This is a genomic window from Leptotrichia shahii, from assembly GCF_008327825.1.
Taxonomy (GTDB): Bacteria; Fusobacteriota; Fusobacteriia; order Fusobacteriales; family Leptotrichiaceae; genus Leptotrichia; species Leptotrichia shahii.
Genome location: NZ_AP019827.1, coordinates 188,951 through 209,190, shown reverse-complemented (window position 1 = coordinate 209,190; position 20,240 = coordinate 188,951). Strand labels below are relative to the sequence as shown.

Here is a 20,240-nt window from a genome sequence, read left to right as displayed (position 1 = left end):
TTTCACTTCCTTTTTTCATTTAATTTATTATTTACAGTATATTTTTCCCAAAAAAATAGGAAAGTTAATTTAACAATGATATATACAGGAATTGCAATAAATGCTCCTCCAATTCCAAATAACGCTCCTCCAATAAGAACTACCAGAAGTGTCGTAATTGGATGCATTTCTACAGATTTTCCAGTAAGCCAAGGTTTTACAATATTCGCCTCTATAGTTTGTACAATTGTAATTAACACTACAATAAAAATCACTAATTTAAATGATTTTGTAAAAGCATAAAGTATAGCTGGAATCAATCCAATAAACGGTCCAATAAATGGAATCACATTTCCAAAACCTATAATTACTGAAAAAAGCATACTGTAATCCATTTTCAAAAAATAAAATATTATAAATGACACAACTCCAACTATCATACTGTCAAGTGCCGTTACAAGAATATATTTCCCAATTGTTTCGTCCATATTTTTTATAAGAATGATTAAATCTTCCCTATCCATATTCCGCAATACTCGCTTAACTCCATTTTCAATATTGTCATAACTAAAAATAAGCATTATCGTAAAAATAGGAGTCATAAACAACAAGCTAAATGTACTGCTTATCAATGAAAAACTTGAACTTAATACTTTTATAACATTTGATACAATTATATCCTTAGAACTTATCAAAGAACTTTTAAGGTCAATATTGTTTCTTTCAAGAAATTCAAAAAAGTTATTTTGAAGTTTTCCCTGATTCTTTAGCAAAAAATCAATAAGACTCGATACTTGCTTTGTAAATATCGGTACAATTGTCAAAACAATATAAAGAAAAATGATAAAAAATACAGTCAGTACAAGCAAAATTGCAAATGTACGATTTAATTTAATTCGCTTTTTCTTATTACTCTGTGAAATTTCATTAAATAGCTCTATTTTTTTTCTTTTCTCTGAATCGCTTATATTCATCTTTTCCACTTTTTCCAGCTCATCAAGTTTACTATTTTTTAAAAAACTGTCATTTTTGTCCTTTTCACTTATCATATCAATAAAAGGCATAAGGCAATATACAATTATAAACGATAAAATAAACGGAAAAATCGTACTTGTAACAAGCCTTATCGGTTTTGCAAAATTATCATAAACTCTAAAAAACAGTAAAAGTGCCAAAAGTGCCAATACAGTTACAATTAAAATATTTCTTAATTTTAACAGTTTTTCTTCATCGTAAAATTTCATTCACTTTTCCTTTCTATGTATGTTAAACCCTATTTAGTTTGAGTATATATCAAATTTTCTATCTAAAACAGGAATAGCATAAATTTATCCAAAATCCTTTTCACTTTTTTTATTAAATACAATGTCAATCGGACATCCTTCAAATCCAAAATATTCTCTTAATTTATTTTCAATATATCTTTGATAAGAAAAATGTATCAATTCTGGATTGTTTGCAAAAAATACAAATTTTGGCGGTGCTTGGTTCACTTGTGTTGCATAATTTATTTTTACTGCCCGTCCTTTTCTTGTTGGAACTGGATTTTGTGCTATCATTTCTGACAAAATTTGATTCAAAAGACCAGTAGTTATCTTTTTATGATATTCTTCATTAATAAATTTAGCCTGCTCCAAAATATTCAAAGTTCTTTTTCCAGTCAATGCCGAAATCGTAACAATCGGCGCATAATCCAAAAACGCCAGATCAGCCTTCACAAGTTCAGTAAATTCCTTTACACTATTATTATCTTTTTCAATCAAATCCCATTTATTTATAGCAATAATAATCGGTTTTCTTTCCTCATAAATCATTCCAGCGATTCTCTTGTCCTGATCTGTCAAAAGCTCTGTTGCATCCAGCATAAGCACACACACATTCGCCCTTTTTATAGATTTCATTGCACGTAATACACTGTAATACTCAATATCATCTTCCACTTTTGACTTTCTACGAATTCCCGCCGTATCAATTAAAGTATAAGTTTCTCCATTATATTTCAAGCTGGAATCAATCGTATCTCTCGTTGTTCCCGCAATATCACTTACAATAGAACGCTCTTCATTTAAAAGTTTATTTACAAGCGAAGATTTTCCAGCATTTGGTCTTCCTAAAATAGCAATATTAAGTCCATCTTCAGTTTGTTTTATCTTTTTATCTTCAAATTTGTTAATTACAGCATCCAGCAAATCTCCCAAATTTGTCTTATGCTCCCCAGAAATTCCAATAACCTCCTCAAATCCCAGCCCATAAAATTCAAAAATATTTTCCTGATCACGCATATAATTATCAATTTTGTTTACAGCCACAACAACTTTCTTATCCTGTTTTCTAAGTACAGTTGCCACATCTTCATCAAGCCCAGTAATCCCAGCTTTTCCATCAACTAAAAATATAATTACATCCGCTTCATCAATCGCAACTTGTGCCTGCTGCTTAATTTTCGCCATCATAAAATCCTCAGTTCGAGGCTCAAGCCCACCAGTATCCACCAGTATAAATTCTTTCCCGCTCCACTCCATCTCACGATAAAGCCTATCTCTAGTAACTCCCGGCTCATCCTTCACAATAGACAGCCGATCTCCCACTAGCTTATTAAATAACGTTGATTTTCCCACATTGGGTCTACCAACAATTGCTACTGTATATTTCATATTTTCCCTCCATTTTCCTGTTTATTTTTTCATTAATTTTATAATAAATCTGTTTAAAAGATAAATTTAAAAGTTTTGACTATTTCATTCAAACCCTGATTATATATAATTTAGATTAATTTATTTATAATTTTAAAAGAGTTTAAATTTCAAAAAAAAATTTAAATATATAATATATTTTATCACACTTTTTATATTTTTATTAGTTTTTTTTATGATATTACAAAAATATATAAAAAAGAACCCCCTTAAATTTACGCTGACTAAAAAAATTAAATACAGTTCAATTAAAGCAGTTCCTTTTTATTAACTATTTATTTTTTTCAAAAATTTTCATTTCTTCACTGATAAAATAATTTATCATTTCTCTATAAATCAATTCCACAACATCTCGATTGTTATCATAAATTTTAGCTTTTTTCCTGACCTTTTTTATTAGATATGTTCGATAACCTACGTTTTTTTATCTATACAAGGGGTCAAGACCCCTTGCTTCAAGATATTTATTTTATTAAATTCTAAGTTTGTATAGTTATCGAACAGGTCTATTATTTTTCAACTCTATCAGCTGCTTTTACATCTATTTTTGACTTTTTAAAATAAGCAGCCTGTTTTACATAATCTGAACGCTGTGCAATTAATTTTATAATTTTATCATCTATATTATCAATATTTTCTCTCACTTCTTCCAAGCTGTCACATTTCATGATATTATCTCCAAAATTCTAAAATTTAAAAAGCCCAATTTCCTTTTCTAAATACAGGAATTCTCGTTCCATCTTCTAAAATTCCGTCAATATCCATTTCAGAATCACCAATCATAAAATCAACATGCGAAATTGATTGATTAATGTGAGCTTCCTTTAATTCGTCTTCTGTCATTTTTGTTCCATTTTTTACATTAGTTGGGTATGCAGCACCCAATGCTAAGTGGTTTGAGGCATTTTCGTCAAATAATGTTTGATAATAAAGAAGCCCTGAATTTGAAATAGGCGAATCATTTGGCACAAGAGCAACTTCTCCTATCCTTCTCGAACCTTCGTCAGTGTCAAGCAGCTGCTTCAAAATCTCATATCCTTGCTCTGCTTCAAAATCTACAACTTTTCCGTCTTTAAAAGTCAATTTGAAATTATCAATAATATTTCCTTGATACGAAAGCGGCTTTTTATTAGAAACATAACCATCCACACGATCTCTGTCTCCAGCTGTAAACACTTCCTCTGTCGGCATATTAGGCAGGAAATCGGCTCCTTTCGCATTCACGCTTCCAGCCGCTACCCAAATATGATTTTTAGGAAGTCCAACTGTCAAGTCAGTTCCTTTTGAAGTATAATGAAGTGCCACGAAATTTTTGCTATTCAAAAATTCAGCTTTTTCAGTTAAATTCTGTCTATGTTCCTCCCAAGCCTTAACTGGATCAGCTTTATCAACTCTTACAGTTTTCAATATCGCATCAAGCAATTTTTCCTGTGCGGCATCAGCATCTATTTCATCAGGAAATACAAGTTTTGCCCAATCTGCTGAAGGATAACTTGCAATTGTCCATGAATTTACATCTGTCATAATACATGTTCTATAATGTTTGTAGGCTTCCCCAGCATTTTTTGCCAATGCTCCCAATTTTGCTGGATCAATTCCTGCAAATAAATTTGGAGAACTGCTTAAAATATGGATAAACACTACATTATTATCAAGATAATCATTTCTCTCGTCAATCGCCCATTGAGGAATGTATGAATAGACTTCTTTTGACTGATATTCAGCATGAAGTCTTGACAATTTATCATCTGTCAATTTAACATGAACATCACTCGCACCCTCTTTATAAGCCAATTCCGTAACTTTATAAACTAATGGCAACGAGTCAGTTGTGCAGTTTACCCATACTTTCTGCCCTTTTTGCACATTTGCACCAATTTTTACAATTACTTCTGCATATTTATTTAATTTTTCTTCAAAGTTGTTCATTTTTTATCCTTTCAAATTAAAATTTTTAATCTTTATAATTCGGTTGATAACCAAATTCTAATGAGACCGTTCCATCTGTAAACTTGCTTTTATATTTTTTAGCAGGACTGTAGTATTCTCTTTTCAATCTTGGTGTTGTAGCAACATTTAATCCAAATGAAAATCTATTTTTTTGAACTCCAATTCCCAAAGCAGCATATCCATTTAACGGCATAGCTTTTATTCTTCCGTTTCCACCATTTTTATCAGTCCATTTTACACTTCCGCCTGCAAGTGATGCACCAAACGAAAATTTGGAATAGATTCCATTATCTGTTCCTGTTCCTATCATAAAATAAACTGGAATTGAAACTAAACTTCCTGAATTGCTGTTTATATCTTTTCCTTTAACTTTCAAAGAATTATATGTCAATCCCATTCCAATCCCTATTACAACATCATCATCGATTCCACTTTTTTCTTCAAGGGAAATTTTAATACCGCTTCCTGTAACACCTTTAACAAGAGCATTTTTATCATTATTATTTTTTTGCTTACCATAAATAGGGCTTATAATAATTTCATCTCTTTCTCCATATGCCATTGCAACTGGCGTTAATAACATGAACGCTAAAAATAATTTTTTCATAAAATATCCTCCTAAAAAATTTTATTTATATTTTACAATGATTATTAATCCTTAAATCCATTTGGATTTTTCTTTTGCCAATTCCAAGAATCACGGCACATATCTTCAATTGTATATTTCGCTTCCCAATTCAATAATTTTTTAGCTTTTGAGGCATCTGCGTAACAAACTGCAATATCTCCAGCTCTTCTTCCGTCAATTACATAAGGAATTTCTTTTCCAACAGCTTTTTCAAAATTACTTAAAATTTCAAGAACACTGTAACCTTTTTCACTTCCTAAATTTATCGCATCAAAACCAAGATTTTCATTATTAAATAAATAATTTAATGCTGCTGAATGTCCTGCCGCCAAATCATTTACATGAATGAAATCTCTTATGCAAGTTCCATCTGGAGTGTCGTAATCATTTCCAAAAATATGTAATTTTTCCAATTTTCCAACCGCAACTTGAGTTATGTAAGGTGAAAGGTTGTTTGGAATTCCGTTTGGATCTTCTCCAATTCTTCCGCTTTCATGAGCACCTAATGGATTGAAATATCTAAGAGCAATAATATTCCAAGTATTGTCAGATTTTGCCAAATCCATTAAAATATGTTCGATTATTACTTTTGTACGCCCATAAGGATTTGTAACTTCTCCCATCGGATCAGTTTCCACAAAAGGAACTTTTTCAGAAACACCGTAAACAGTGGCTGACGAACTAAATACGATATTTTTTACATTGAATTCTTTCATTACTTCAAGTAAAGTAACCATTCCAAATAAATTGTTATCATAATACATAAGCGGTTTTTCTACAGATTCTCCCACTGCTTTAAATCCTGCAAAATTAATAACAGCATCGATTTTATTTTCTCTAAAAATCTTTCGTAAACCTTCTTTATTTTTTATATCTAACTCATAAAAATTTATTTTTTCTCCAGAAAGTTCTTCTAAAATTGTAATAACTTTTTTACTAGAATTACTAAAGTCATCTACAATAATAGGATTAAAACCTTTTTTTATCAAGTCTAAAACTGTGTGACAACCGATATATCCTGCTCCCCCTGGAACTAAAATAGTTTTCATAAAAATATCCCTTCCTTCTAAAAATTTTTATTTCCATATACAAAAAAATTTAAAATACTACATTAATACTAAACTCTGTTTAAAAAATAGAAATTATATTTTATATTATTTTCTAACAAGGGGTCAAGACCCCTTGCAAAGAAATTTATAACTATTCTGCTGTTTAAATGGAAAATAGTATAAATTTTTATAAAAAAATAAAAATAATATCTTAATTAGTCACAAAGAATTTCCCTTGTCAAAATAAAAACGAGTTTAAAATTAACTATGTAAATTAATTTTTTCCATAATTTCATCAAAAGTCTGAAAACCATTCAAAGTTTCCACAATTTGTCCATCTTTAAAAAGTAAAAGCAAAGGCAGTCCTCTTATTTTAAACTTCGCTCCAAATTCTGGATAATCATCAACATCAACTTTGACAATTTTACATTCTGAAGCATTAGCCACTTCCGCTAGAACTTTTTCCAACATTTGGCAAGGTCCGCACCAGATGGCAAAAAAATCAACAAGTGTAAGCCCATTTTGCAAAATTATTTCATTATCAAAATCTTCTCCAGCATAATTTATGATTTTACTCATAATTTCACTCCTTTATTAAATTTATATTTTTTATTTGACATTTTTTTATATCAAACACATTCTTTTGTTAAATTTTAAATTCGTATAACTTCTGAATATGTTTATTATACTAAATTTTAATCAATTTATGCAATTTTTATCTTCTAAAATTTTTCTGTAATTTTTTCATATCTCTTTCAATATCTTTTCTTTTCAGCGATTCCCTTTTATCATGCATTTTCTTCCCTTTTGCAAGTCCTATTTCCATTTTTACAAGCCTTTGCTTCGTGTAAACTGAAATTGGAACAATGGTATAGCCCTGCTCTTTAATTTTTTCACCCCACTTTTTTATTTCACGTCTATTCAAAAGCAATTTTCTCACACGAGATTCTGCCACATTGTTAATATTCCCAAATTCATAAGGCGTAATATGCATATTCATCACAAAAATTTCATCTCGTATAATTCTTATAAAACTTTCTTTTATGCTGACTTTTCCAGCCTTTGCCGACTTCACTTCCGTTCCCACAAGCTCAATCCCTGCTTCCAGCTTGTCTTCTATGAAGTAATCGTGAAAAGCCTTTTTATTTCTAGCTAATACTGGCATTTTCCCTCCTTTTGCTATTTTGCTTTTTATTCTTCTTCAGTTTCGTCAATTTTTACTTTTTCTTCCACATAAGGTATGACCTCAATTTCCATCTTAGCATAACTTGCACTTACAATGCTCACTTTCATTGTACTTCCCATAGTATAGGATTCATTATTTCTTTTATCTACAATTTTAAAGTTTTCCTCATCGTAAATGAAGTTATCACGTGCTGTTGTAACATTGTAAACCACTTCTATGTGATTTTCCAGCTCCATAAATATTTTATTTTTATTCATTCCGCTAAGTCTGGCAACATAAACCTGTCCAATTTTATCCTGCATATACTCAATTAACTTGATTTTTACGCTATCTTCTTCCAGTTTGTCCGCCACTCTCTCAGTTCTTGAAATACTTGACGCAATTGCTTCAAAATTAGCTCCATATTTAGCCTTTTCCTTTTCACTCATAAATTTTTCAATCGAACGTCCAAGCATTCTGTGAACAATTAAATCAGAATATCGACGGATTGGTGACGTAAAGTGCAAATAATATTTAGAAGCCAGTCCAAAATGTCCTAGATTTTTGTTGGCATATCTCGCACGCTGCATTGCCCGTAAAATTAATTTATGGATTAAGTAGCCTTCAGGCAGTCCTGTCGTTCTTTCAATAATATTCTGGAATTTTCCAGGATGAATTTCCTCCAATCCCTTCAGAGAATATCCAAATTTTATCAAGGTTTCATTTAATGCCTGAACTTTCGCCTTGTCAGGATCTTCGTGAACCCTGTAAATCGCAGGAATTTCCTCCCAGAAAAGTTTTTCCACCACAGTTTCGTTTGCAATAACCATAAAGTCTTCAATGATTCTTTCTGCTTCCCCTCTAGAACGCAATACGATGTCCTTCACGGCCTTGTTTTCATCCAAGACTACCTTTATCTCAGGCAATTCAAAATCAATGCTCCCACGTCTTTTTTTATTGCTTCTAATAATTTTAGAAAGTTCCAGCATGTTTTTTAACATATCATCAATTTTTCTATATTTGTCATAAAGATTTCTGTATTCTTCTGATTCTTCATTTTTTTCCAGAATTGTATTTACATTTTCGTAAGTCATTCTGTATTTTGATTTTATAACTGATTTATAAAAATCATTTTTTATAACTTTACCCCTTTTATCTAAATCCATTTCCACAGTAAAAGTCAGCTTATCTTCATTTGGATTAAGTGAACAAAGATTGTTTGACAATTTTCGTGGAAGCATAGGAATTACCCTGTCTACAAGATAAATTGAATTTCCACGTTTTAATGCTTCTATATCAAGTTCGGTATTTTCCCGCACGTAGTAAGAAACATCGGCAATGCTTACAAAAAGTTTATATCCGTCTTCCGTTTTTTGCACATAAACTGCATCATCCAAATCCTTTGCATCAGAGCCATCAATTGTGATAATGTCAAGATGCCGTAAATCCTTACGATTTTCAAGTTCATCTGAAAAATTCTCATCTATTTTATCCAATTCCTGCAAAACTTCATTTGGAAATTTCTCCTCAATTCCCTCATTTAAAAGCAACGATGAAATAAGTGCTTCTGTATCTTTAGGACTTCCTAGAATACTCACAATTCCGCCTTCAGGCTTTCTTTCCTCATCTCCCCAGAAATCCACTTTTACAGCCACTAAATCTCCAGTTTTAGCACCTTTTATTAATTTTTTTGGAATATAGATATCCTTTGGAGAATTTCTTGGACGTACAAATCCAAAACTCAAGTTATGTTCAAAAACTCCGACAATGACATCCCGATTTCTTTTTATAACTTTATAAACTTCACCTTCCCGCTTTTTATTGTCTGAACTTTCCTTTAAAATACGAACTAAAACAGTATCTCCATTCATAGCTGTATTTAAATAAGCTCCAGGAATAAAGACACTAGCCTGCCCATTAATATCAAGAAATCCAAAATTCCCGCTGGAAATGGAAATTTCCCCCTTTACAAAGCCTTCTTTTTCGGGCAAAGTATATTTCCCATTTCTTTTCAAATAAATTTCTCCACTTTCTTCCCAAGCATTTAAAAGCTGCTTATACATTTTCCGTCTTTTCTGGCTCCATTCTAAAAGCTGCAATATTTCCTGAAAAGTAAATTCATATTCTGACAGAACTTGCTTTAAATATTTCAATTCCCGTTCTTCTTTAAGTTCCATTTTGGGAGTTTTCTGATTTTCCTTTTTAGCATTATAATTTTTTTTACCAAATCTTTTTTCCTTGTGAAAATCTTTATCATTATTTTCAATATTTCTATGTCTTTCTTTCTTTTTTTTATTTCCCATATTTTACCTCTATTTTTTTATTCTAAATTTTATTAGCTATTATCGAATTTCTAAATTTTATAACATTTGGATGAATGATAGAATCCTTCGCAAGTAAATACTTTAATTTTTCCTCAATTTCAAATTTTATTGCCTCATCTAAATCTGTTTTTGCCAATTCTCTAGCCTTTTCCACACCTTCCCAGCTTCTCTTTTCCTCTATCGCATCAGCAAGATAAACAATTTTTGCAAGTGTATTCATATTTTCGCATCCAATTGTATGATATTTAATCCCATCCAAAATTTCCTCATCATCAATTCCAAACAATTCATAATTTTGCCGTACAAATTCAGCCCCTGCAAAGCCGTGCAGCACAGCTGTTGATTGGGACATTTTATCTGCTACTTCAGGATATTTTCCCTTTGTCAAGTCAATCATAACAGACAAATCAAAAAATTTTGCCACATCGTGAAGCCAAGCTGAAGCCTCCACTTTTTCCACAGGAACTCCATAAATTTTTGCCATCTCCACAGCACATTTTGTCACTCTTTTCACGTGTTCGTATCTTTTTTCATCCAAAAATTTTTTTACATTTAATTTAATTACTTCCATATTCATTTTAATTTCCCCTTTGCATAAATAATATTTTCAAAATTATACTTAAATCCAAAAATTATTTAATTTTTTAATTTAAATACACTATAATTTATATTTCATTTATATGTTACCACAAAAATAAAACCCAGACAACTTATTTTTTTTAACTAAGTTTGCCTGAGTTCTTAAAATTATTGAATTTGTAATGGCTGTATTTCCACATATCCTTCCAACTGTTTAAATTTACTTGTATTAGTAAATTTTTTCTGTATTCTCTCATAATCGGCATCTGTCAATTTTTTAGCCTTTTCTCCACTTGAATATGAACTTTTCATAAATATTGCCACTTCAACCATTCCAAAAGCCTCTTTATCAGCATCATAATTATCTTCCAGTGCCTTTTTAGAAACCTTCACATTTTCAATATCATTTATATAATCATCCACAAGCCGTATCTTATCCCCTGTTTCAAGATATTTCTCGGCCTTTTTCATAAAATTATCCAAAACTTTTGCATATTCTTTACTATTTAATTCTTTTGAACTGCTCTTTGAATTTTTTGATGTAACAGCTGGTCTTTTTACATTTTTAAATTTTCCGATTTTATCTTCTGCTTTCGCATTTCCAATGCAACCTATACTCATTACAAGCAAAACTGCCATAACTATCTTTTTACTTTTTTCCATTTATTATTTTCTCCTTTTTTCTTTTAATAATTATTATAACCAGCAATCTTAAGTTATTGACTTGAATAGTCTTTTAGTTGGCTTACACCCAAATATTTTTCTTTAAAATTTTCCTTGAAATCATAAATCAAAAATGATAATATATACAAAATATTTTATATGCAAACTAAAAAAACTTAAAATAATAGAAGGTAAAAAATGAAAATAGAAGATCTATCACTTTTTTTAACAAAAGTTTCGCTATTTAAAGGATTAAATCCCAATGAAATCTTAAAATGCCTAACAAAAGTTGACTTTAAAATAAAAAAATATAAAAAAAATGAAATTGCATTTTTTCGTGGAGATATTTTAAAAAAAATTATTATTATTGTAAAAGGTACAGCACATGGAGAAATGCAGAAATTTAACGGAGATACAATTGTTATAAATCAAATGAAGGCTGGGGAAGTGCTGGCTTCTGCATTTTTATTTGGAAAAGATAATGTTTTTCCTGTTGATTTGATAACTTTGGAAAATTCTGAATTTCTTTTTCTGGATAAGGAAAAATATCTGGATCTGATCCAATCAGATAAAAGGCTTTTACTTAACTTTATAAGTGAAATTTCAAATAAAAGTCAATATTTATCAAAACGCATCTGGTTTAATTTTACACATAAGACAATTGAAGAAAAGGTTCTTAGCTATATAAAAGAAAATGCTCAGGATGATAAAATAAAATTTTTCCCCAGTATTTCAGCTCTAGCCAAAAAATTTGAAGTAACAAGACCTGCCTTATCAAGGGAAATTTCAAACTTATGCAAAAAGAAAGTTTTAAAAAAAATTGAAAATAACGTATACCTTGTAAATTTTTCAAAATTTTTTTAAAAGAATATTTGACATTTTTTTATATAACGGTTATAATATTGTAGTAAAATATAATAAATGTTTTTACTTAGATTAATGTAAAAAATTCAAATATTATCATATTTCTGGTCTATACGCCACTAACAGCGAATTTTTGGGCTTTACTTTTTTTTAATGGGGTTATCCCTTTATAAATTGTCTCAGGAAAATCACGACTACTTTAAGTTTTGTACGGATTCTGTACAGTTTATAAATATGACTACCACCTGTAACATTTTGCAGGCAACCAAAAATTAAGTTAGAACGGTAGATCGGATTTTTTTATTTGAAATCATATAAACTTAGGATTTGAAAAAAATGGTCATAGTTTTCGAGTTCGATTTTATACTATTCTCCATTAAAACAAAGGAGTTTTTATAATTCTGTTTAGCAAGGGGTCAAGACCCCTTGTCAGAAAGTAAATAGTAAATCAGTTTTATTATATAAAAAATTGCAAGGTTATTATCCCTGCAGTTTTTTTATCTTATATCGACTTTGGCTTTATCCAATCACTTTCTTTCCCCATAGCATAATTTCTCAGCACTTCTTCCTTATATTCCTTAAATCTTCCATCAATAATTGCCTCACGTGCATTATCCATAAGTTTTAACAAAAAATGCAAGTTATGATATGTTGCAAGTCTTTGCCCTAAAATTTCTCCAGCCTTGAATAAATGTCTAATATAGGCCCTTGTATAATTTTTGCAGGCATAACAGTCGCAATCCTCATCTAGTGGTCTGTCATCTCGTGAATAAATTGCATTTTTTATAACAAGACGTCCATATTTTGTAAAAACAGTTCCATGTCTACCAATTCTTGTAGGCTGAACACAATCCATCATGTCAATTCCATGTTCCACAGCCTCAAGCATATCCGCTGGCTCTCCAACTCCCATCAAATATCGTGGTTTATTCTCAGGCAATTTGGGCGTAATATATTTTAAAATCCTATACATATCCTCACGTGGCTCTCCAACTGCAAGCCCTCCTAAAGCATATCCCGCAAATCCATAATCAGCCTCATGCAATTCCTCAAGGCTTTTATCCCGCAAATCTTCATAAATTCCACCTTGGACAATTGCAAAAAGACCCTGTCTGTCTTTATTTCTATTTGCTTCAATACAACGTTTTGCCCATCTTGAGGTTCTTTCAATAGATGGAATCAAATATTCACGTGTTGACAATCCTGGCGGGCATTCATCCAGCACCATCATAATGTCGCTTCCCAAATTATTTTGAATTGAAATAGATTTTTCAGGCGATAAAAAGTGCTTTGACCCATCCAGATGCGAGCGGAAATAAACACCTTCTTCCTTTATTTTTCTCAAATCTCCCAGACTAAATACTTGAAATCCACCACTATCAGTTAATATCGGTCTATCCCATTTCATAAATCCATGAAGTCCGCCAAAATCATTTACTAATTCATCTCCTGGACGTAAATACAAATGATATGTATTCCCAAGAATAATTTGAGAATTAATTTCTTCCAGTTCCTCCTTAGTCATAGCTTTCACAGTTGCTTGTGTTCCAACTGGCATAAATACTGGCGTTTTTATTTCTCCATGTGGAGTTGTTATAACTCCCGCACGTGCATTTCCATCACTTTTTTCCAATTTATATTTTATTGGATTATTAAAATCCTGATTTTCCTTTTCGATACTCATTATTTGTTTTCTCTCCTAAATTTATTTTTTATTATAGTCATTTGTAAAAGTCTAAAAACGCAATAAACACAGTATTTTTATGATTGATTTTTCTTGTTTTTCTCCGCTTCCTGACAAGGGGTCTTGACCCCTTGCGATTACAGATACCGCTGTTGTTCAATATTTATCGCTTTTACTTTTACAATTGCCTATTATTTTTTATATATAACTTTTAAAAAAATTTATTATAATCCTATAATTTCCCAATTATTATGACTTTTCCCTTCTATTATGCCATTTTTCACATTTTTTATATAATCAATCATCATATTTTGAATAGTTCCATCAATTTCGCCAATTGCTTCCTTAGATGCCCATAATACAGGGATTTTCTGCCCATCAAAAATTCCGCCTTTTCTCGCTAACTGCTCAAATCTGTAAGCATTCATTCCAACCTTCAGTTCCATTTCAGAAGTTATCTCTTTTCCATTTACAAGCATTAAATTAGTAATTTTATTACCTTTCTCATTCCTCAAGTCAATTTTATATTTCACTCCCCCAAAAATATCAAAAGTCACATATTTTCTTCCTGCACGTTCACTGTTATACCTATACTCTGTATCTCCAGAATGTATCGTGTCAAAATAGTCAGCAGCCCATTCCATATAATCTTTCAATTGCTTCCCTGTCATTTTATAAATTGTAACATCTCCACCTGCATATCTGTAATTGTAAACTATGTCCTTTCTCCTAATTTCCCCCTTATTAAGCCTAACATTTTCATAATTATATGCAAATGAAACCACGTCTGCCCCACTGTAATAAAGTTCTACATCCGTTATAAACGAAGACAGTCCAGTGTCTTTGGCAAAAGCTGCCGATATACCATGATATTTTTTCTTTGGCACCATGTCATTCAATGTTTCGCCTACTTTTTCATTTGCAATTCTGCAAAGCCTGTTGTGAAAAGGCTTGTAAATTTTTTCTATTTCTGGATCAGGCTCTTCATCTTTTACAGGAACAGTTGTCGAATCTTTGCTTATTAAACTGATTTTTGCATTTTCAATTTCAAATTTTAAATCGACTTCTGAAACAAAAGTGCCGTATCTATGAGGCTCTGTAATTAAAACACCGTTAATTATTTTCTTTGGAACATTTTGATGCATGTGTCCTGCAATAATTACGTCAATTTCAGGTACAGCATTTGCCAAATCTTTCACTCCAGTTTCTGGAATGTTATTTTCATTTTCAATTCCCATATGAGCAACTACGACAATCGCATTTGCCCCTTCAGATTTTAATTTTTCTATTTGCCTTCTAGTTTCATTTATAGGAGATACAAAGTAAAAATCCTTTAAGTAGCCTGTATCTTCTTCAAACTGCGCAGACATCGGAGTTGATAATCCAATAACTCCTATTTTTATGCCATCTCTTTCAATAATTACAGAGGCATCTAAATACCTTCTTTTATTTTTTGAAAAGTTAGTATCATTTTCAGCATTTTCATTGTAATATAAATTAGCTGTCAATTTATTAAGTTTCATATCTCTTAAAATATTTGACAAAGTTGGCATTCCAAAATTAAATTCGTGATTTCCAGGTACAAAGATGTCATAGCCCATATAATTTAAAATCTGGGGAACAGGATGCTTTGGAACCATCGCAAATTTTTCTATCCAGTTATCCTGTATCGCATCTCCAACTTCCACTAAAATTATATTTTTATTCTCTTTTTTTACTTTTTTTACCAATGTTGAAATTTGTGCATAAGAACCCGACCTGTCCTCCTCATCTGCCCCATAGTTCCAAGCAAATACTCTTCCATGCACATCGCTTGTTCCAAGTATTTTTATATTCACTTCTCTTTTATTTTCTAAACAAGTATCAATATTTTTCATTGACATAATTTCTATTTTCCCTCTTCTTTTTTATTTTTTTTATTTTCTATAATATTTTTCCACTTTTCCCGAGCTTCATAAATTGAAAATTCTCTTTCGTATTTTACTTTATTCAATTCATCTTTTATATAAAAGATCTTTTCCAAATCAATTTCATAATAATTCGCAATCGCAATAATATAATAAAATACATCAAATGCTTCCTCCTCAATCGTCCCCTTTATATTTTGTCCATCAAACCTCGTATTTTTTCTAATATTTTCAGCCAGTTCCCCAAACTCTTCGATTAATTTTAAAACTAATCTTTGTCCATTTTCTTTTTTGGGCTGCGATTCTTCCTTATCTCTACTTTCATCTAAAGTCCCTTTTTCTATTCTTTTAATCAGATACTGGACTTCCTTAAGCGTCATATCTTCAATATTATTTTTCATCATAAAATTACCTGCCTTTTTCAAAAAGATTTAGATTATTTTAATTTTTTAAAATAGATATGTTCGATAACCTAAGTTTTTTATCTTTACAACTTCCTGAATTAATCCTAATATTTAAAAATCACATTTGTAGATTTTGGCTTTCCAATTTCCTTTTTCTCCTTCAAATAATCAATAAACATCTTTGTATCGCTTAAATGAGTATCATTTCCTCTTTTTTGAGCAGTAATTTTCCCTAATGTTGTATATCCGTCTTTTCCTTTGGCAATATATGAATTTACAGCCAACATATAAGTTTTTTTAGCGTCAATTGGTATCCATTTATTTGCTTTAAAGTCAAATACTTCTATTTTTTTTACTCTTGTTCCAAGAGTCCCTTCCTTTGTTGCTTCGTATCTAATTCCTGCACCATAAGGGAAAGCTCCTGTTGATCCTCCATTTAACACATAGTCAATTGCATCTTCCAAAATTTGTTTTACTTCTGCACCTGTAACATCTGTTATAAATACTGTGTTTGAAGTAAACGGCAATAATGAATATGCCAAATCGTATGAAAAATCTCCGGGATTTAGCGTAATTCTTACATTTCCTGCATTTCCAATTACAAAATCAACATTTCCAGTTCCTGTATTTCTCAATTTATACAAAACAGATTCTGCCACAAGAGTTGTTGCGAATGAACCGTCTTTATTATGTTCGCTTGGCACTCTGTTATCTGAACCCCCTGGAATTTCTTCGGTAATTTTACCAATTTTACGTTTTCCAAGTTCTGTTTTTTCCTTTTGGTATCTTTCTAGAAGTTTTGACAAAGCTGGATCATTTTTTATGGCAACTATATTTTTATTATTTTTTATTGAATTTAAAATCTTGCCTTTTTCCTTTTCGTCAAGTTGAACAGCTTTACCATCAGCATCCTTCACTTCAAAAAAGTCATCTCCAATTAGCAGTTTTGGTGCAGGGGTTAGTTCTGTAATTACTCCATTCTTGTCAAATTTTGCCTTCATTTCACCAAGCAAATATGAATAATTCCACGCTTCTGCAATGTAGACAGGATTTCCATTAGGTGAATTTACTTTTTTAGGATAACTGTCAGCTTCAGGAACTAATCCGAACTGCTCAAATTCCTTTCCTAGCAAGTAATGCGTATCTCCTGATATAATCAAGTCAATTCCATCAACTTTTTGCCCAATTTCCACATTTTTTTCATATCCTGCGTGAGATAACAGCACTATTTTATTTATTCCCTTATCTTGAAGTTCTTTTGCATATTTTCTAGCTGTTTCAACTTCATCTAAAAATTTAATATCTTCTCCTGGACTAGAAGACTCCTTCGTTTTTTTCACAACATCTATCCCAATAATTCCCACATTTTGTCCACCAATATTTTTTATAATATAAGGCTTCCATTTCCCTTCCAGTATGCTTCCCTTGTCAGGCACTACATTAGATGAAACTACTGGTATTTTCAAAACGTCTAGAAATGCTCCTAAAACTTTATTCCCATCATCAAATTCATGATTTCCCAGAGTATAGGCATCAAAATTAATCGCATTCATAAGTTCGGCATCTGCTTTTCCTTCAAATAGCGTATAATAAAGAGTTCCTGTTACTGCATCACCTGCATGAACCACAAGAGTATTTTTATTATTTTTCCTGAAATTTTTAATTTCCTGTCCCACTCTAGGTAATCCTCCAATGTGTACCGTAACTGTCTTCCCATCCAGTTTGAGAGGCATTTTCTCCTCTTCCAGATGTGAATGATGATCGTTGATATGAGCAACATTCAATTCAAATACACTTCGAGAATTTTTTCCAGCTGCTTTTTTATTAGTTTTTGCTTCTAAATTTACCACTGGCAGTAATGACAATACTAAACCTAACAAAAGTAACTTTTTCATAATTTTTCCTCCTACATCATATATAAAATTATTTTCATTTTCCAAGTTTTTATATTTCCTAGTTTAATTATAACTTGATTTTCAAAAAAAATCACTAAAAAAAATAATTTTTTTAAACATAAATTTCAAATAAATTTTACAATATTTTTTAATAGATACGTGTTATAATATTGCATAACAATTTATGTTGTTAAAAAATAATTTTTAAAGAAGGGAAGATGATAAAATGAATATAAGAAGTCTTATTAAAAAAATGATTCTAATTTTTGGAGTTATTGGAATCTCACTTACATCTTTTGCAGCACCTAAAAGAAACAACAAAGTCGTATATGTAAAAAAAGAGCCATCACGTAAAGTAATAGTTAGAAGAAGATACATTTTCGTGAAAGTTCCTAAAAAGAAAAATTCAAAAGTCGTATATGTAAAAAAAGAACCTACACGTAGACAAAGAGCTGCCGCTAGAGCAAGAGCTGCTAGAAGAAGATAATTTAGTAAACATTAAGTATAAAATAATTATATAACAAAAATTTTATTTATTGATTTATTTATTTTTACAACGGGATTCTTACTATAAGAAAAAATAATAACTTTAAATAATCGTTGTTGTAAAAGACAACGGTTATTTTTTATTTCCAAATTAAATTCATTATTTTTTAAAAAAATTGAAAAAGAAAATTGAAAAATAACTATTAAAATGTTAAAATTAAGTATAGATAAATAATTTAGAAAGGAGCGATATTTTAAATATCGAATAATAATAATATGAATATAGTATTATTTGGAGCACCTGGAGCAGGGAAAGGGACTCAAGCAAAAGAATTAATTAAAAAATATGAAATTCCTCAAATTTCAACTGGAGATATTTTAAGAGCAGCAATTGCTAATAAAACTCCACTTGGACTGGAAGCAAAAAAATTGATGGATGAAGGAAAATTGGTTTCAGACGACATCGTAAATGGACTTGTAGAAGCAAGACTTAAAGAAGATGACTGTAAAAAAGGGTTCATTTTGGATGGATTTCCAAGAACTGTGGCTCAGGCCAAAGAACTTGACAAAATTTTAGCAAAATCAAATAGAGAAATTGAAAAAGTAATTGCACTTGAAGTAAGTGATGAAGAAATTATTGAAAGAATTACAGGAAGAAGAGTTTCTAAAAAAACTGGTAAAATCTACCACATAAAATATAATCCGCCAGTTGACGAAAATCCAGAAGACTTGGAACAAAGAGCAGATGATAACGAAGAAACAGTTAAAAAAAGATTGGCAGTTTATAACGAACAAACAGCGCCAGTATTGGATTTTTACAAAAATCAAAACAAAGTTTACAGCGTAGATAGTGCCAAAAAACTAGAAGAAATTACAAAAGATATAATTGATATTTTGGAAAAATAAAATATAGCCTTGTTCAAAAACTACAAATATTATAAAGCAAGGCAGCTTGATTCCTTGTTCAAATAAAATATATGTTGTTGAGCATATCTAATAGAATTGATTTTGATACTAAATCCCATTTAAAAATAGAAGTTATATTTTATATTATTTGCTAACAAGAGAGCTTGACCTCTTGTAAAGAAATTTATAATTAGTTTACTGTTTAAAATGGGAAATAGTATAAATTGTTATCAATATTTAAATTAAAAAAAGAAATTTAGAAAGAAGAAAAAAATGATAATTTACAAAACATTAGATGAAATTAAAAAAATAAAAAAAGCTAATGAAATAATTGCAAGACTTTTTGAAGATGTATTGCCAAAATATGTAAAAGCTGGAATAAGCACTTATGAACTTGATCAAATAGCAGAAGATTATATTAGAAGCCAAGGAGCAATACCAGGAACAAAAGGGTATGACATAGGAAGCCCATATCCTCCATATCCAGCTGCAACTTGTATTTCTGTAAATGAAGTTGTAGTACACGGTATCCCTAGCAAAAAGCAAATTTTAAAAGAAGGGGATATTCTAACAATTGACACAGTAACAGTACTTGATGGATATTTTGGAGATTCTGCAATTACTTATGCTGTTGGAGAAATTGATGAAACTTCTAAAAAGTTGATGGAAGTTACTGAAAAGGCAAGAGCTATTGGAATTGAAGCTGCACATGCTGGAAATAGAATTGGCGACATTGGACATGCTATTCAAGAATATGTGGAAAGTTTTGGATTCTCACTTGTAAGGGATTTTGCAGGACACGGAGTTGGAAAGGAAATGCACGAAGATCCAATTATCCCAAATTATGGAAAAGCTGGAACTGGAGCTAAAATTGAAGATGGAATGGTAATTACAGTTGAGCCAATGGTAAACGTCGGAACTTATAAAGTAAAAATATTGCCTGATATGTGGACTGCCGTTACAAAAGATGGAAAACGTTCAGCCCAATATGAACACAGTTTTGCCATTATTGGTGGAAAGCCTGTAATTTTAAGTGTAAGAGATTAATGAAAAAAAATGTAAAA

Annotated in this window: 19 protein-coding genes and 1 other RNA gene; 5 read left to right on the top strand and 15 right to left on the bottom strand. The window is 30.7% G+C overall.

What is annotated here, in order from left to right; all coding sequences use genetic code 11:
• Window positions 1–2 precede the first annotated feature (2 nt).
• From F1564_RS01020 to F1564_RS00965, 11 genes are all read right to left on the bottom strand, one after another.
• Window positions 3–1,223, bottom strand: coding sequence for an AI-2E family transporter (locus tag F1564_RS01020; protein WP_018451305.1), 1,221 nt, complete (start codon window positions 1,221–1,223; stop codon window positions 3–5).
• Between the two features lie 84 nt (window positions 1,224–1,307).
• Window positions 1,308–2,633 (bottom strand): ribosome biogenesis GTPase Der, encoded by a 1,326-nt coding sequence (gene der, locus F1564_RS01015; protein WP_018451304.1) that lies wholly within the window; start codon window positions 2,631–2,633, stop codon window positions 1,308–1,310.
• Window positions 2,634–3,181: 548 nt separating this feature from the next.
• Window positions 3,182–3,340 (bottom strand): chorismate mutase, encoded by a 159-nt coding sequence (locus F1564_RS01005; protein ID WP_018451303.1) that lies wholly within the window; start codon window positions 3,338–3,340, stop codon window positions 3,182–3,184.
• 25 nt (window positions 3,341–3,365) lie between these two features.
• Entirely contained in the window at window positions 3,366–4,601 is a 1,236-nt protein-coding gene (locus F1564_RS01000; RefSeq protein WP_018451302.1) for an aminopeptidase, read from the bottom strand.
• 25 nt (window positions 4,602–4,626) lie between these two features.
• The gene (locus F1564_RS00995; RefSeq protein ID WP_018451301.1) at window positions 4,627–5,229 is read right to left on the bottom strand and encodes a hypothetical protein; all 603 of its coding nucleotides are present in this window, start codon (window positions 5,227–5,229) and stop codon (window positions 4,627–4,629) included.
• Between the two features lie 44 nt (window positions 5,230–5,273).
• Window positions 5,274–6,299: a UDP-glucose 4-epimerase GalE gene (gene galE / locus F1564_RS00990; RefSeq protein ID WP_018451300.1), complete on the bottom strand. Its 1,026-nt coding sequence runs from the start codon at window positions 6,297–6,299 to the stop codon at window positions 5,274–5,276.
• A gap of 261 nt (window positions 6,300–6,560) precedes the next feature.
• Complete coding sequence (locus F1564_RS00985; protein ID WP_018451299.1) at window positions 6,561–6,878, bottom strand: thioredoxin family protein; 318 nt, start codon at window positions 6,876–6,878, stop codon at window positions 6,561–6,563.
• A 136-nt stretch (window positions 6,879–7,014) separates the two neighbouring features.
• The gene (gene smpB, locus F1564_RS00980) at window positions 7,015–7,464 is read right to left on the bottom strand and encodes an SsrA-binding protein SmpB (RefSeq protein ID WP_018451298.1); all 450 of its coding nucleotides are present in this window, start codon (window positions 7,462–7,464) and stop codon (window positions 7,015–7,017) included.
• Between the two features lie 26 nt (window positions 7,465–7,490).
• Window positions 7,491–9,767 carry a ribonuclease R gene (gene rnr / locus F1564_RS00975; protein ID WP_018451297.1) on the bottom strand — a complete coding sequence of 759 codons (2,277 nt, stop codon included), beginning with the start codon at window positions 9,765–9,767 and terminating at the stop codon, window positions 7,491–7,493.
• 22 nt (window positions 9,768–9,789) lie between these two features.
• On the bottom strand, window positions 9,790–10,365 hold the full coding sequence (yqeK, locus tag F1564_RS00970; protein WP_018451296.1) for a bis(5'-nucleosyl)-tetraphosphatase (symmetrical) YqeK: 576 nt from the start codon (window positions 10,363–10,365) through the stop codon (window positions 9,790–9,792).
• A gap of 170 nt (window positions 10,366–10,535) precedes the next feature.
• Window positions 10,536–11,030, bottom strand: coding sequence for a hypothetical protein (locus F1564_RS00965; RefSeq protein ID WP_018451295.1), 495 nt, complete (start codon window positions 11,028–11,030; stop codon window positions 10,536–10,538).
• A gap of 198 nt (window positions 11,031–11,228) precedes the next feature.
• On the opposite strand from F1564_RS00965, the gene F1564_RS00960 reads away from it, so the two are divergent.
• Both F1564_RS00960 and ssrS read left to right on the top strand, forming a co-directional pair.
• On the top strand, window positions 11,229–11,894 hold the full coding sequence (locus F1564_RS00960; RefSeq protein ID WP_018451294.1) for a Crp/Fnr family transcriptional regulator: 666 nt from the start codon (window positions 11,229–11,231) through the stop codon (window positions 11,892–11,894).
• 98 nt (window positions 11,895–11,992) lie between these two features.
• A non-coding RNA gene (ssrS, locus tag F1564_RS00955) (6S RNA) lies at window positions 11,993–12,195 on the top strand.
• Between the two features lie 201 nt (window positions 12,196–12,396).
• On the opposite strand, the gene tgt is transcribed toward ssrS, so the two are convergent.
• From tgt to nadN, 4 genes are all read right to left on the bottom strand, one after another.
• The gene (tgt, locus tag F1564_RS00950) at window positions 12,397–13,578 is read right to left on the bottom strand and encodes a tRNA guanosine(34) transglycosylase Tgt (RefSeq protein ID WP_018451293.1); all 1,182 of its coding nucleotides are present in this window, start codon (window positions 13,576–13,578) and stop codon (window positions 12,397–12,399) included.
• A 224-nt stretch (window positions 13,579–13,802) separates the two neighbouring features.
• Window positions 13,803–15,461, bottom strand: coding sequence for a bifunctional metallophosphatase/5'-nucleotidase (locus F1564_RS00945; protein ID WP_018451292.1), 1,659 nt, complete (start codon window positions 15,459–15,461; stop codon window positions 13,803–13,805).
• Window positions 15,462–15,466: 5 nt separating this feature from the next.
• Window positions 15,467–15,889: a MazG nucleotide pyrophosphohydrolase domain-containing protein gene (locus tag F1564_RS00940; RefSeq protein ID WP_026231291.1), complete on the bottom strand. Its 423-nt coding sequence runs from the start codon at window positions 15,887–15,889 to the stop codon at window positions 15,467–15,469.
• 104 nt (window positions 15,890–15,993) lie between these two features.
• On the bottom strand, window positions 15,994–17,784 hold the full coding sequence (gene nadN / locus F1564_RS00935) for an NAD nucleotidase (RefSeq protein ID WP_026231290.1): 1,791 nt from the start codon (window positions 17,782–17,784) through the stop codon (window positions 15,994–15,996).
• 226 nt (window positions 17,785–18,010) lie between these two features.
• Between nadN and F1564_RS00930 the strand changes: the two genes are divergently transcribed.
• From F1564_RS00930 to map, 3 genes are all read left to right on the top strand, one after another.
• Window positions 18,011–18,271 (top strand): hypothetical protein, encoded by a 261-nt coding sequence (locus F1564_RS00930; protein ID WP_018451289.1) that lies wholly within the window; start codon window positions 18,011–18,013, stop codon window positions 18,269–18,271.
• A 275-nt stretch (window positions 18,272–18,546) separates the two neighbouring features.
• Complete coding sequence (locus tag F1564_RS00925) at window positions 18,547–19,176, top strand: adenylate kinase (protein WP_018451288.1); 630 nt, start codon at window positions 18,547–18,549, stop codon at window positions 19,174–19,176.
• A gap of 273 nt (window positions 19,177–19,449) precedes the next feature.
• Window positions 19,450–20,223 (top strand): type I methionyl aminopeptidase, encoded by a 774-nt coding sequence (gene map, locus F1564_RS00920; RefSeq protein ID WP_018451287.1) that lies wholly within the window; start codon window positions 19,450–19,452, stop codon window positions 20,221–20,223.
• Window positions 20,224–20,240 lie beyond the last annotated feature (17 nt).

What these genes read in the sequence shown, in the direction of transcription:
- F1564_RS00940 (WP_026231291.1), bottom strand. Translation starts at nt 15,889, where the DNA reads ATGATGAAAAATAATATTGAAGATATGACGCTTAAGGAAGTCCAGTAT.
- smpB (WP_018451298.1), bottom strand. Translation starts at nt 7,464, where the DNA reads ATGCCAGTATTAGCTAGAAATAAAAAGGCTTTTCACGATTACTTCATA.
- nadN (WP_026231290.1), bottom strand. Translation starts at nt 17,784, where the DNA reads ATGAAAAAGTTACTTTTGTTAGGTTTAGTATTGTCATTACTGCCAGTG.
- galE (WP_018451300.1), bottom strand. Translation starts at nt 6,299, where the DNA reads ATGAAAACTATTTTAGTTCCAGGGGGAGCAGGATATATCGGTTGTCAC.
- yqeK (WP_018451296.1), bottom strand. Translation starts at nt 10,365, where the DNA reads ATGAATATGGAAGTAATTAAATTAAATGTAAAAAAATTTTTGGATGAA.
- der (WP_018451304.1), bottom strand. Translation starts at nt 2,633, where the DNA reads ATGAAATATACAGTAGCAATTGTTGGTAGACCCAATGTGGGAAAATCA.
- F1564_RS00960 (WP_018451294.1), top strand. Translation starts at nt 11,229, where the DNA reads ATGAAAATAGAAGATCTATCACTTTTTTTAACAAAAGTTTCGCTATTT.
- F1564_RS01000 (WP_018451302.1), bottom strand. Translation starts at nt 4,601, where the DNA reads ATGAACAACTTTGAAGAAAAATTAAATAAATATGCAGAAGTAATTGTA.
- F1564_RS01005 (WP_018451303.1), bottom strand. Translation starts at nt 3,340, where the DNA reads ATGAAATGTGACAGCTTGGAAGAAGTGAGAGAAAATATTGATAATATA.
- F1564_RS00965 (WP_018451295.1), bottom strand. Translation starts at nt 11,030, where the DNA reads ATGGAAAAAAGTAAAAAGATAGTTATGGCAGTTTTGCTTGTAATGAGT.
- F1564_RS00995 (WP_018451301.1), bottom strand. Translation starts at nt 5,229, where the DNA reads ATGAAAAAATTATTTTTAGCGTTCATGTTATTAACGCCAGTTGCAATG.
- F1564_RS00925 (WP_018451288.1), top strand. Translation starts at nt 18,547, where the DNA reads ATGAATATAGTATTATTTGGAGCACCTGGAGCAGGGAAAGGGACTCAA.
- F1564_RS00945 (WP_018451292.1), bottom strand. Translation starts at nt 15,461, where the DNA reads ATGTCAATGAAAAATATTGATACTTGTTTAGAAAATAAAAGAGAAGTG.
- tgt (WP_018451293.1), bottom strand. Translation starts at nt 13,578, where the DNA reads ATGAGTATCGAAAAGGAAAATCAGGATTTTAATAATCCAATAAAATAT.
- F1564_RS00985 (WP_018451299.1), bottom strand. Translation starts at nt 6,878, where the DNA reads ATGAGTAAAATCATAAATTATGCTGGAGAAGATTTTGATAATGAAATA.
- rnr (WP_018451297.1), bottom strand. Translation starts at nt 9,767, where the DNA reads ATGGGAAATAAAAAAAAGAAAGAAAGACATAGAAATATTGAAAATAAT.
- F1564_RS01020 (WP_018451305.1), bottom strand. Translation starts at nt 1,223, where the DNA reads ATGAAATTTTACGATGAAGAAAAACTGTTAAAATTAAGAAATATTTTA.
- F1564_RS00930 (WP_018451289.1), top strand. Translation starts at nt 18,011, where the DNA reads ATGAATATAAGAAGTCTTATTAAAAAAATGATTCTAATTTTTGGAGTT.
- map (WP_018451287.1), top strand. Translation starts at nt 19,450, where the DNA reads ATGATAATTTACAAAACATTAGATGAAATTAAAAAAATAAAAAAAGCT.